7 protein-coding genes are annotated in these 12,367 nt (G+C 73.3%); 4 read left to right on the forward strand and 3 right to left on the reverse strand.

All coding sequences use genetic code 11. The annotated features are described in order from the left end of the window. Window positions 1–29: 29 nt before the first annotated feature. From AB0J71_RS34075 to AB0J71_RS34090, 4 genes are read left to right on the forward strand one after another with little or no spacing between them, the layout of a single operon-like run. Window positions 30–341 (forward strand): acyl carrier protein, encoded by a 312-nt coding sequence (locus AB0J71_RS34075; protein ID WP_352323355.1) that lies wholly within the window; start codon window positions 30–32, stop codon window positions 339–341. Continuing rightward, window positions 338–4,297, forward strand: coding sequence for an amino acid adenylation domain-containing protein (locus AB0J71_RS34080; RefSeq protein ID WP_364418015.1), 3,960 nt, complete (start codon window positions 338–340; stop codon window positions 4,295–4,297). Before AB0J71_RS34075 ends, AB0J71_RS34080 begins: the two co-directional genes overlap by 4 nt. Beyond that, window positions 4,294–5,028: an alpha/beta fold hydrolase gene (locus AB0J71_RS34085; protein ID WP_358297783.1), complete on the forward strand. Its 735-nt coding sequence runs from the start codon at window positions 4,294–4,296 to the stop codon at window positions 5,026–5,028. Before AB0J71_RS34080 ends, AB0J71_RS34085 begins: the two co-directional genes overlap by 4 nt. Then, a complete protein-coding gene (locus tag AB0J71_RS34090; protein ID WP_352323358.1) occupies window positions 5,007–6,026 on the forward strand; it encodes an LLM class F420-dependent oxidoreductase in 1,020 nt (339 codons plus the stop codon). The genes AB0J71_RS34085 and AB0J71_RS34090 overlap by 22 nt, the downstream gene beginning before the upstream one ends. On the opposite strand, the gene AB0J71_RS34095 is transcribed toward AB0J71_RS34090, so the two are convergent. The 3 genes from AB0J71_RS34095 to AB0J71_RS34105 all read right to left on the reverse strand — a co-directional run. Continuing rightward, window positions 5,995–7,263 (reverse strand): MFS transporter, encoded by a 1,269-nt coding sequence (locus tag AB0J71_RS34095; RefSeq protein ID WP_352323359.1) that lies wholly within the window; start codon window positions 7,261–7,263, stop codon window positions 5,995–5,997. The genes AB0J71_RS34090 and AB0J71_RS34095 overlap by 32 nt on opposite strands. Next, window positions 7,244–10,864, reverse strand: coding sequence for an amino acid adenylation domain-containing protein (locus AB0J71_RS34100; protein WP_364418018.1), 3,621 nt, complete (start codon window positions 10,862–10,864; stop codon window positions 7,244–7,246). Before AB0J71_RS34100 ends, AB0J71_RS34095 begins: the two co-directional genes overlap by 20 nt. Beyond that, a partial coding sequence (locus AB0J71_RS34105) for an amino acid adenylation domain-containing protein (RefSeq protein WP_364418020.1) occupies window positions 10,861–12,367 on the reverse strand: 1,507 nt, incomplete at its 5' end. The genes AB0J71_RS34105 and AB0J71_RS34100, both read right to left, overlap by 4 nt.

The following is a 12,367-nucleotide window of genomic DNA, read 5'->3' on the forward strand; positions in this document are numbered from 1 at the left end:
CCGATCGCAGGCGAGACGAAGGACGCCGGATGACCCAGGCCGACGCGGTTGCATCACTCGTGGAGCGCAGGTTAGGCCGCGCCCTCGATCCCGACCTCAACTTCTTCGAAGCCGGTTTCGACTCGCTCGCGCTGGTCGAGCTGCACGAGGAGATCACCGCGGCGCTGGGCCTGAAGCTGCCGGTCACCGCGATGTTCACCCACCCGAACCTGCGCGCTCTCTCGCACCTGATCGCCAAGGGCCAGGAGGCCGCCCCGGCCCGGCAGGACGGCGTCCGCCGCCGTCCGCTGGGCGGCAGCCGCCGCGACGTGCGCGCCAGGATCCGCGAGGAAGGTCGGTGACCTCGCACGAACAGCCCGTCGCGGTGATCGCGGTGGGGCGTTTCCCGCTGGAGGCCGGGGCGGCCGAGGAGGCGGGGCACGATCCAGGAGCGCAGGTCGTCCGGCTGTACGGCGGGGTGGGCAAGGCCTGCGCCGCGCTGCTGGCCGGGGAGTGCGAGCTCGCCGTGACCGACGCCGGCGAGCTGCCGCCGGGAACGCTGCGCGGCACCCTGGTCCTGCGCCTCCTCGACCGGGCGCTGCTCGACGGCGACCTGGTGCACCGGGTGATCTGGCCCGGCGACCTGGAGGTCGAGGAAGGGTATCCGCCGGTGCACGCGCCGGGCGACGGCCGTCCGCGGGTCGTGGTGTGGTCCGGCCGCACCCGCGAGGAGGCCGAGTCGGTACGGCGAAGCCTGGCCGGCTTCCTCGCCGGGCTGCCGGAGGACCGCTACGCCGACGTGGCGGGCACCCTGCAGCAGGGACGCGCCCACCACCCCGTGCGCGGCGCGGTGGTCTGCCGGAGCGCCGCGGAGGCCGCCCTCGCGCTGGGTCGGGAGCACGACTACGAGCAGGAGCCGGTCAGCCCGGCCCTCTCCGCCGGGGCAGCCGGTCTGTACGGCGTGGAGCCGGTGTTCACCGAGGCCGTGGACGTGTGCGAAGAGGTGTTCGAAGCCCGCGGCGTCCAGGCGTCACCCGCCCTCACCACCGCCTACGGGCTGGCCGCCACCCTCGCCGCCTGGGGCGTCCTGCCGGCCGTCCCGGACCCGGCGGCCCTCGTGGACGACCCCTCGCCGCACGACACGCTCACCGCCCTCACGCGGGCGAACCCCGGGGCCGAGGTCGAGGCGGGTCCCGACCGGGCCGGGTTGCTGGCCGCCGTGGCCAGCTTCTGGACGGGTGGCGGCCGGGTGGACTGGGCCGCGCTCGACCCCGATCATCCGCTGCAACGCGTCCCCGTCCCGAGGCCGCAGCCGGAGCTGCCCGCCTCCGTGGAGGAGCCGCGCCCGCTGTCGGCGGTGCCGTACTCGTTCTGGGTGCTGGAGCAGCTCGCGCCGGACAGCGGCGTGTCGAACCTGGCGGTGGCGCTCAGGTTCCGGACGCCGCTGCGCCGGCTGCCGCTGCAGATCGCGGTGAACCGGCTGGTCAAGCGGCACCCGGCGCTGCGCCTGCGGTTCCCCGTGGTGGACGGGACGCCCGTCCGGCACCTGGTGGCCCCCCAGGACGCCCAGCTGAAGGTCGAGACCCGGGCCACGACGGAGGAGACGCTGGTCGCGGACCTGCGGTCCTTCCTGGACGAGCCCTTCGACCTGGGCCGCGACCTGCTCGTCAGGGTGGGGCACTTCACCCTGTCCGACGGCGCGGGAACCGTGGTGTGCCTGGCCGGCCACCACATCATCATCGACGGCACCTCCATGCAGCTCCTGGTGGAGGAGCTGGGCCGCTTCTACGACAGCCAGACCGGGCACGGCCCGCTGCCCCCGGAGCTGGCGGGCCCCGCGCCGATGCTGGAGCCGGGGGAGCCGTCGGAGGAGTCGATCGGCTACTGGCTGGACCGGCTCGACGGCGTCGACCCGGCCGCCATGGTGCTGCCGGGCAGCAGGCCCTCGCCGGTCCGTCCGACGTTCGCCGGGCACACCTGCTCCTGGCAGGTGGACGCCGAGACGGTCGCGGCCCTGGACGAGCTGCGCGCCAGGCTGCGCACCACCGGCAACATCGTGCTGGCCACCGCCTTCCTGCTGACGCTGCGCGGGCACGGCGCCGGCCCGGACCTGGTGATCGGCATGCCGGTCAGCACCAAGACGGGCGAGCAGCACCGGCGCGTCGGCTACGCCGTGAGCACCCTGCCGCTGCGCGTCCACGTCGAGCCGGACGACGACTTCGAGCAGCTCGCCAGGCGCGTGGAGGAGGCGTTCGCGGAGGGCGTCGAGCACGCCGGGGCCTCGGTGGAGGCGGTGCTGACCCGCCGCGGGCATGGTACCGACGACTGGCGGGTCCCGCTGTTCCGGCACATGTTCAACTACCGGCCCTGGAGCGACGAGAAGGTGCACATCCAGGGCGAGGTGCCCGGCTATGTGGACAACCTGATCGACCGCAGCCGCCTGGACATGCAGTGCAACGTCATCCAGGAGCCGGACCGGCTCACCGTCCGGATGGTGCACAGCACCGAGGTGCACGACGAGGACGAGATCGCGGCGTTCACGGCCAGGCTGTGCGCGGTGGTGCGGCAGGCGGCGCGCGGCGGAGTGCCGGACGTGTTCTCCCCGGCCGACCGGGCGCTGCTCGACCGCATCAACGACACGGGCCGCACCTGGCCGGGCACGCTGGCCGGGCGCATCGTGCCGGGCCCGGCCGTGGCGGTGCGCGAGGGCGACCAGGAGGTCACCTACGACGAGCTGCTGGGACGCGCGGCCGCGGTCCGCGACCTGCTGCGCGAGCGCGGGGTGGGTGACGGCGACGTCGTCGCCCTGGCCCTGGGGCGTTCGGCGGACCTGGTGGCGGCGGTCCTCGGCGTGTGGCAGGCGGGAGCGGCGTTCCTGCCGCTGGACGTGCGGCAACCGGAGTCGCGCCTGGCCTTCCAGGTGGCCGACTCGGGGGCGCGGCTGGTGGTCGCGGCGGGCAGCCCGCACTGGGCGGGCGGGACGCCGGTCGTGCCGATGCCCGGCGCGCGGGGGGACCACGTACCGGCCGAGACCGGGGACATCGCCTACGTCATCTACACCTCCGGCTCCACCGGGCAGCCCAAGGGCGTGCAGGTCACGCACGCGAACCTGACGAACCTCGTGCTCGACTTCGCCGACCGGCTGGGCGCGCCCACCAGCGTCCTGTGGTCCACCACCACCTCCTTCGACATCTCCTGGCTGGAACTGCTGCTGCCGCTGGCCTGCGGCGGCACCGTGGTCGTGGCCTCCGACGAGGACCAGCTCCAGCCGGGCAGGTTCCTGGAGCTGATCGCCGGAAGCGACGTCCAGGTCGTGCAGGCCACCCCCACCGCGTGGCGGCTGATCGCGCCGGAGGCCGGGCGCGAGCTGGCCGGGCGCACGGTGCTGTGCGGTGGCGAGCCGATGCCCGCCACCCTGGCCAGGGACCTGCTGGAGCTGGGCTGCCGGGTGTTCAACGTCTACGGGCCGACCGAGACGACCATCTGGTCCACCGCCGCCGAGCTGCGCGAGCCGCCGCGCGACCCGGTCCCCGCCGGGGAGCCGCTGGCCAACACCCAGATCTTCGTCACCGACGCCGCGGGCCGCGAGCTGCCGCCGGGCGTGCCGGGCGAGCTGTGCGTCGCCGGCGCGGGGGTGAGCGCGGGCTACCTCGACCGTCCCGAGCTGACGGCGCAGCGCTTCGGCCACCACGACCGGTACGGCCGGTTCTACCGGACCGGCGACCGCGCGCGCATCCGCCACGACGGCCGACTGGAGCTGCTCGGCCGCGACGACCGGCAGATCAAGCTGCGCGGCCACCGCATCGAGCTGGGCGAGGTCGAGGCCGCGCTGCACGGGCACGAGGCGGTCCGGACGGCCGCGGTGATCCTCGACGGCGACCCGCAGACCGACGGACGGCTCGCCGCCTTCCTGGAGGTCACCGGCGAGACCACCGAGGAAGAGCTGTGGCGCTTCGCCAGGACGCGGCTGCCCGACTACGCCGTCCCCACCCGGTACGTCGTCACCGAGAGGCTGCCCACCACGGCCAACGGCAAGATCGCCTACCGTGAGCTGAAGGTGCCCGACGAGGGCCGCGCCCCGGCGCGGGAGGCGGGCGACGGGCTGGTCCGGCAGGTGGTGGCGCTGTGGAGCGAGGCGCTGAACCGGCCCGGCCTCGGGCCGCACGACAACTTCTTCCTCAACGGCGGCCACTCCGTGCTGGCCGTCCGGCTGATCGGCCCGCTGGAGGAGCTGGCGGGCCGCGCTGTCTCGGTACGGGCCGTGTTCGACTATCCGACGCCGGCCGAACTGGCCCTGCACCTGGGGGAAGCCCGATGACGCCGTGGTACGTCCAGGTCAAGGAGGGGGAGCGGGCGCTGGTCGCCTTCCCGCACGCGGGCGGCGGTCCGGCCTCGCTCGGCGAGCTCGCCGGGCACTTCCCGCCCGAGGTGGGCCTGTGGTCGGTCAACCTGCCGGGACGCCAGGCCAGGCTGGCCGAGGAGCCGCGGACCGACCTCGACGGGCTGGTCGACGACCTGGCGCGCGACCTGGCCGGGTGGCGGGAGCCGTACACGCTGTTCGGCTACTGCAGCGGGGCGTTGCTGGCCTTCCTCGTCTGCCGGCGCGTGGTCGAGCTGGGCGGGCGGCCGGAACGGCTGGTCGTGGGCTCGTTCGCCGCGCCGGACGTCACCCTGCTGCTGCGCCGCCTGCCGTCGTTGCCGTCGTGGCTGTTCTGGGAGCAGCTGATCGAGCTCGGCGGCGTCCCGCCGGAGCTGGCCGACCGGGAGGCGCTCTGGCCGGTGCTGGAGCCGGCGCTGCGCGCCGACTTCGGGCTGCTGGCCGGCTATCACCACCGGCCGGGACCGCCGCTGCCGGTGCCGATCTCCGTCCTGTACGGGGCCAGGGACGCCTCGCTGACCCGGGGCGGCCTCCTGGGCTGGCGGCGGCAGAGCGTGCACCGGCCCGCGTTGAAGGAGCTCGACTCCACCCACTGGCTGGCCGAGGAGACCCCGGACGCCCTGGCCGCCGCGATCGTTGAGGAGATGGGATGCGCCTCGGTTACAGCATGAGCTACTGGGGCGGCGCGGGCCTCGGCCCGGCCGACCACCTGGCGCTGGTCCGCGAGGCGGAGGCCCTGGGCTACTCGTCCGTGTGGGCGGCCGAGACCTACGGCACCGACCCGGCGAGCCTGCTGGCCTGGGTCGCCGGCCAGACCGAGCGCATCGCGCTCGGCACCGGCGTGCTGCAGATGTCGGGACGCAAGCCCGTGGTCGCCGCGATGACGGCGGCCACCCTCGACCAGGTCTCCGGCGGCCGCGCCCGGCTGGGCGTGGGCCCGTCCGGCCCGCAGGTGGTCGAGGGCTGGCACGGCGAGCGCTTCGACCGGCCGCTGGCCCGCGCCCGCGACTACCTCCAGGTGGTGCGCAAGGCGCTGGACGGCGAGCCGGTGCGGCACGAGGGCCCCACGATGACGCTGCCCCTGCCCGGCAGCGAGGGCAAGGAGCTGACGCTGGCCGTCGCGCCGGTCCAGGAGCGGCTGCCGGTCTACCTGGCCGCGATGGGCCCGAAGACGGTCGCGCTGGCCGGCGAGCTCGCCGACGGCTGGCTGGCCATCCACTTTCCGCCCGACCACCTGGCCCGCATGGCCGAACACCTCAACGGCGCCGCCCTGGACGTCGCCCCCATGGTGCTCACGCTCGTCGAGGAGGACCAGGAGCTGGCCTACGACATGATGCGGCCCATGCTCGCCCTCTACCTCGGCGGCATGGGCTCGCGCCGGACCAACTTCTACAACCGCCTGGCCGCCACGCTCGGCTTCGAGCAGGAGGCCGCCCGCATGCAGGAGGCCTTCCTGGACGGGCGGCAGGGTGAGGCCATGGCCATGCTGCCCGACGCGCTCGTGGACGCGATGACCATGTGCGGCCCCGCGGGCAAGGTGCGCGAGCGGATGGCGGCCTACCAGGAGGCGGGCGCGACCACGCTGATCGTCGGCCTGGTCACGCCCACCCGGCGGCTGCGCAGCCGTCAGCTGCGGCTCATTGCGGGTCTGGCGCCGGCATCCCGATGAGCTTGGCCAGCGGCGACCAGGCCATCGCCGCGATCGGCACCAGCGCGCCGACGGCGATGACCACCCACAGCGTCGTCCGCGTGCCCACGGCGCCGGCCAGCAGGCCGGCGCCGAGCGCGCCCAGCGGGGCGGGGATCAGGCCCAGCGAGTAGATCGAGGCCACCACCCGGCCCTGGAGGTGCGGCGGGGTGACCGTCTGCACCAGGCTGGTGTTGGTGACGAAGAAGATCTGCGAGCTGACGCCGCTGACCAGCTGCGCGACGACGAGCATCGCCACCGAGACCCAGACCGGGCCGACGGCCAGCGGGATGAGGAAGAGCGCCAGGTTGCCGTACACCATCGACCACACCAGCACCTTGCCGATCGCGTAACGCCGCATCACCTTGACGGCGACCAGCGCCCCGATGATCGCGCCCACGCCGCCGCCGGCCAGGATGCTGCCGAACCAGGCCGCGGGCACGCCCAGGTCGCGGATCACGTACAGGGCGTAGATCGAGTTCATCGAGCCCAGGATGAACAGCGAGTACACGGCCGAGGAGACGGCCAGCGGCCGGATCAGCTCGTGCCGCATCACCCAGCCCATGCCCTGCCAGATCGCCTTGTGCACCTGCGCGGGGGTGGTGTCGTCCGGCTCCGGACGGGCCTCCGGCCGCTTGATCAGGGACACCGCGATCGCGGAGGCCAGGTACGACACCGCGTCGATGATCAGCAGCGCGGGCGCGGCGAGCACCTTCAGCAGCGCCGCGGCCAGGCCGGGCCCGAACGTCTGGGCGGCCGACTCGGTCAGCTGCAGCTTGGAGTTGCCCTCCATGAAGTTCTCCCGCGGCACCAGGAACGGGAAGTAACTGCGGTAGGCCGTCTGGAAGAGCGTGCTGAGCAGGCCGAGCGCGAAGATGACGCCGTAGAGCCAGGTCAGCGTGAGCAGGTCGGCGAACCACGCCACGGGGATCAGCATCAGCAGCACGAAGCGGGCCGCGTCCGTCCAGATCAGGATGGGCCGCTTGCGCACCCGGTCGGCCAGCACGCCGAACAGCAGGAAGAACACCATCGGCAGTCGCAGCAGGAAGCCGACGACGCCCATCTCCGCCTCGGAGGCGTTCAGGACGGTGACCGCGATGACGGGGAACGCGAACAGACTGATCGCCGAGCCGAACTGCGACAGGCTCTGGCCCGCCCACAGCCGCAGGAAGTCGGGGTGCTTCCAGAGGCTCGTCTGCTCACTGGTCGGGGATGCCATGATCCATCCACCTTCTGATCTCGGTGGCCGCTCCGGCGACCAGGGGTTCGTACAGGATCGGGACGCGTTCCTCGGGGATCGCGACGTGGGCCAGCCGCCCCTTGGTGACGGAGGGCCAGTTGCCGTCCTCGCGCCTGGGCGCGAAGAGCGCGACGTCGCCGTCGTAGGGCTCGTGCCGGTAGCCGCCGACCGCGTGCGCGTTGGCCCGGAACACGGCCAGGTAGCGGCGCGCCTGCTCGACCTCGGCGGTGTCGGGCGCCAGCCGGTCGGCGGCGGAGGCGGCGCCCATGACCGTCAGGAGCTGCTCCTCCGGCGGACGGGCGGCGAGTTCGGCCGGGTCCAGCCCGAGGGTCTCCTCGGGGCCGCCGGCCAGCGCGTGGAACAGCAGGACCGTGTCGTCCTCCAGCGACGCCTCGGCCACCGGCTCCTCGGCGTTGGCGTAGAGCAGCACGACGAGCGGCACCTGCTCGCCGCGCTCGCGCAGCCGCCTGGCCACCTCCAGGGCGATGTTCCCGCCGATGCAGAACCCGCCCAGCACGTACGGCCCCGCCGGCCGCACCTCCAGCAGGTCGGCCACGTAGGCGTCGGCCATCTCGGCGAGCGTGGCGTGCGGCTCCTCGCCGGGCGCCAGCCCGCGCGCGGCGATGGCGTACACCGGCTGGTCGGGGCCGAGGCGGCGGGCCAGCGGGTGGTAGCGGAAGACCTGGCCGCCGAGCGCGTGGATGAAGAAGATCGGCGTGCGGTCGCCGTCCGGGTTGAGCGGCACGACGTGGCTCGGCGGCGCCAGGTCCTCGGGCTGGCGGAGCACCCTGGCCAGCTTGCTGATCGTCGGCGCGGTCAGCACGGTGCCCACGGGCAGGCTGCGACCCAGCTCCTGGCGGATGCGGGCGGCCAGCCGCAGGGCGCTCAGCGAGTGGCCGCCGAGCTCGAAGAAGTCGTCCAGGATCCCGGCCGCGGGCACCTGCAGCACCTCTTCGTAGAGCGTGGCCAGGCGCGCCTCCACCTCGTCGCGTGGCGGCACGTACGGCCGGCCGCTCGCCGTCTCCGGCGCGGGCAGCGCGGCCCGGTCGAGCTTGCCGCTGCGGGTGAGCGGGAGGGCGTCCAGGCTCACCCACCGGCGCGGGATCAGGTGGTCGGGCAGGACGTCCTGGAGGTCGGGCACGTCGCCCACCACGTAGCCGACCAGGCTGTGCCCGTGCGCCGTGACGGCCGCGTCCCGGACCCCCGGCTGGGCGCGCAGGACGGCCTCGATCTCGCCGGGTTCGACGCGCATGCCGCGGATCTTGACTTGGTGGTCGGTGCGGCCGAGGTATTCGAGTTCCCCGGTGGGGAGCCAGCGGGCGAGGTCGCCGGTTTTGTAGAGGCGTTGGCCGTTGGGTGCGGGGAGGAAGCGTTCGGCGGTGAGTGCGGGTTTGCCGAGGTAGCCGCGGGCGAGTTGGATGCCGCCGATGTAGAGCTCGCCGGGGGTGCCGATGGGGACGTCTTGGAGGTGTGGGTCCAGGACGTGCAGGGTGGTGTTGTGGACGGGTTTGCCGATGGGGACGGTGGTTTCTCCGGGTTGGCAGGGGTGCCAGGAGACGTCCACGGCTGCTTCGGTGGGGCCGTAGAGGTTGTGCAGTCCTGGGAGGTCGTGGCCGGGTGGGAGGGCTTCGCCCGAGCAGATGATCCGGGGCGGGAGTTGGATCTCTTCTTCTTCCAGGAACGCCTGCAACATCGAGGGGACGAAGTGGGCAGTGGTGATGTTCTCGGTCTTGATGAGGTCGCGCAGGTAGGCGGTGTCGCGGTGGCCGCCGGGCCGGGCGATGACCATGGTGGCGCCGGTGATGAGCGGCCAGAACAGTTCCCACACCGACACGTCGAAGGTGGTGGGTGTTTTGTGCAGGACGCGGTCCTGCGGGGTGAGGTGGAAGGTGTCCTGCATCCAGCGCAGCCGGTTGACGATCGCGCGGTGGGAGACGCCGACGCCCTTGGGCCGTCCGGTGGAGCCGGAGGTGAAGATGACGTAGGCCAGGTTGTCCTCGTGCACCGGCGGCGGGGTGAACCGGTCTCCGGAGGTCGCGGCGGTGAGCACGGTCGCGGCGCCCGCGTCGGCGAGCATGCCGCGCCGCCGTTCCTCGGGATCGGCCGGGTCGAGCGGCAGGTAGGCGCCGCCCGCCGCCAGCACGCCGAGCAGCACGACGGGCAGGTCCAGCCCGCGTTCCATGCAGACGCCCACCGGCTGGTCCACCCGCACGTCCAGCCCGGCGGCCACCGCGCGGGCCCGTTCGGCCAGCTCGCGGTAGGTCAGCCGGTCGCCCTCGAAGACGACCGCCGTCGCGTCCGGGGCGCGCTTGGCCTGCTCGAAGACCAGGTCGTGCAGGGTGCCGCCCGGATGTTCCCGATCGGTGGTGTTCCAGCGCGCGAGCTGGGCCGCGTCCTGCGGCGAGATGCCCGCCTGTCCGGACAGGGCGCGGAGGTAGTGGTCCCGGATCGCCGCGACCTGGTCGGCGGGGAACTGCGTGGTGTCGTAGGAGATGGTCAGCGTCAGCCCCTGGCCCGGCGTCCGGACGAAGGCCGTGCTGAAGGCGAAGTCGGTCTGCTCGAAGAAGTCCTGGCCCTCGATGGGCGTGGCGGCGGCGCCGTTCACGTGGAAGTCGCGGAAGTCCACGTGCGTGTCCAGCAGGCGCGCGCGACCGCTGGCCCGCTGGATCTCGAAGAGCGGGAAGTGCCGGTACGGCAGCGCCGCCACCTCCGCCTGGAAGACCCGCTGGACCAGGTCGGGTGCATCGGCCCGGACCCGCAGCGGGACGGTGTTGAGGAACAGGCCGAGCACCTCGTCGCCGGCCTCGCTCTCCGGGCGGCTGTGCGTGAGCATCCCCGTCAGGACGTCGGGATCGCCGGTGAGCAGGGCCATGACGCGCACGTGCGCCGCCAGCACCACCGAGCGCAGCGGCACCCGGGCGGTGGCCGCCTGCTCGGCCAGCGCCTTCGCCAGGTCGCCGGGGAGCGCCGTGGCCAGCACCGCGACCTCGCGCGGCCCGCCGGTGGGGTAGCCGGGCATCCGGGGCAACCGGCCCTCCGGCGCCTCGGCGATCGCGTCCCGCCAGAACTCCGCCGCCTCCGGCCGGGCCAGCATCGCCTTCTCGGCCGCCACCAGGTCGCGGAAGCGCGCCGCCGGCGGCTCCACCGGCAGCCCGGGGGTCGCATAGCGTTCCAGCAGCTCGCTGACCAGCCGCGCGACGCTCCACCCGTCGAGGATCGCGTGGTGGAAGTAGACGGTCAGTGCGAACCGGTCGGCTTCGGGCCGCACGTGGACGCGGAGCAGGGGAGCCCGCGTCCAGTCGAACGGCCCGTACTCCGGCTCGCCGCCGGAGACGGTCAGCGGGATCTCCGCACGGTCGTGCACGAGCTGGACGGGCTCGCTGAACCCGGTCAGGTCGAAGGACGTCCGCAGCACCTCGTGCCGGGCCGACAGCTCGTCCAGCGCCCTGACCAGGGCCGCCTCGTCGAACGTGCCGCGCAGCGTGAGCGTGGTGTGGTCGTGGAAGGTCACGCCGTCCAGCTCGCTGTGGTACAGCATCCCGGCCTGGAGGGCGCTGAGCGGGTAGGCGTCGATGATCATCGCGTGAGCCTCTCTCTGTCCGCCACGCTGAGCAGGTCGAAGGCTCCCGCCGTGGTCTCGGGTACGGCCTGCCGCGGCCGCAGCACGGCGGCCAGTTCGGCGACCGCCTGATGGGTGAACAGCTGCTGCAGTTCCACGTCGTAGCCCGTGGCGCGCAGCCGGGCGACGACCTTGAGACTGCTGATCGAGTCGCCGCCCACGGCGAAGAAGGTGTCGTGCCGGCCGGCCCGGTCTAGGCCGAGCACCTCCTGCCAGACCTGCGCGACGGCGATCTCCGCCGCGCCGCGCGGCGGCTCCCACGGCAGGTCGGCCGGGCGGTCAGGCGCGGGCAGGGCGGCGCGGTCGAGCTTGCCGTTGGCGGTGACGGGCAGGCGGTCCAGCCGCACCCACGCCGTCGGGATCATGTAATCCGGCAGCGCGTCGGACAGCTCGGGGACGTCGCCGACGACGTAGCCGACCAGGCGGCCGTTAACCAGCTTGGCCGCCGCGGCCGTGACGCCGGGTCGCTCCCGCAACACGGCCTCGATCTCGCCCAGCTCCACGCGCATGCCGCGGATCTTGACTTGGTGGTCGGTGCGGCCGAGGTATTCGAGTTCTCCCGAAGGTAGCCAGCGGGCGAGGTCGCCGGTTTTGTAGAGGCGTTGGCCGTTGGGTGCGGGGAGGAAGCGTTCGGCGGTGAGTGCGGGTTTGCCGAGGTAGCCGCGGGCGAGTTGGATGCCGCCGATGTAGAGCTCGCCGGGGGTGCCGATGGGGACGTCCTGGAGGTGTGCGTCCAGGACGTGCAGAGTGGTGTTGTCGACCGGTCTGCCGATGGGGACGGTCGGTTCGCCCGGTCGGCAGGCGTGCCACGAGACGTCCACGGCCGCTTCGGTGGGGCCGTACAGGTTGTGCAGTCCTGGGAGGTCATGGGGTGGGAGGGCTTCGCCGGAGCAGATGATCCGGGCTGGAAGCCGAATCCCTTCCTCTTCCAGGAACGCCTGCAACATCGACGGGACGAAGTGCATCGTGGTGATGTTCTCCGTCTTGATGAGGTCGCGTAGGTAGGCGGTGTCGCGGTGGCCGCCGGGCCGGGCGATGACCATGGTGGCGCCGGTGATGAGCGGCCAGAACAGTTCCCACACCGACACGTCGAAGGTGGTGGGTGTCTTGTGCAGGACGCGGTCCTGCGGGGTGAGGTGGAAGGTGTCCTGCATCCAGCGCAGCCGGTTGACGATCGCGCGGTGCGAGACGCCGACGCCCTTGGGACGCCCGGTCGAGCCGGACGTGAAAATGACGTAGGCCAGATTGTCCTCACGCACCCGCACCACGGAAGCCGCAGCCGGCCGCACGTCCGCCGCCGTGACCATCAGGTCGGCGCCCGCGTCGGCCAGCATGCCGCGCGTGCGCTCCGCCGGGTGGGAGGGGTCGAGCGGCAGGTAGGCGCCGCCGGCCGCCAGCACGCCGAGGAGCACGACGGGCAGGTCCAGCCCGCGTTCCATGCAGACGCCCACCGGCTGGTCCACC

Source organism: Nonomuraea sp. NPDC049637, from assembly GCF_040675235.1.
In the GTDB taxonomy this organism is placed as follows: Bacteria; Actinomycetota; Actinomycetes; order Streptosporangiales; family Streptosporangiaceae; genus Nonomuraea.

What these genes read in the sequence shown, in the direction of transcription:
- AB0J71_RS34085 (WP_358297783.1), top strand. Translation starts at nt 4,294, where the DNA reads ATGACGCCGTGGTACGTCCAGGTCAAGGAGGGGGAGCGGGCGCTGGTC.
- AB0J71_RS34100 (WP_364418018.1), bottom strand. Translation starts at nt 10,864, where the DNA reads ATGATCATCGACGCCTACCCGCTCAGCGCCCTCCAGGCCGGGATGCTG.
- AB0J71_RS34090 (WP_352323358.1), top strand. Translation starts at nt 5,007, where the DNA reads ATGCGCCTCGGTTACAGCATGAGCTACTGGGGCGGCGCGGGCCTCGGC.
- AB0J71_RS34075 (WP_352323355.1), top strand. Translation starts at nt 30, where the DNA reads ATGACCCAGGCCGACGCGGTTGCATCACTCGTGGAGCGCAGGTTAGGC.
- AB0J71_RS34095 (WP_352323359.1), bottom strand. Translation starts at nt 7,263, where the DNA reads ATGGCATCCCCGACCAGTGAGCAGACGAGCCTCTGGAAGCACCCCGAC.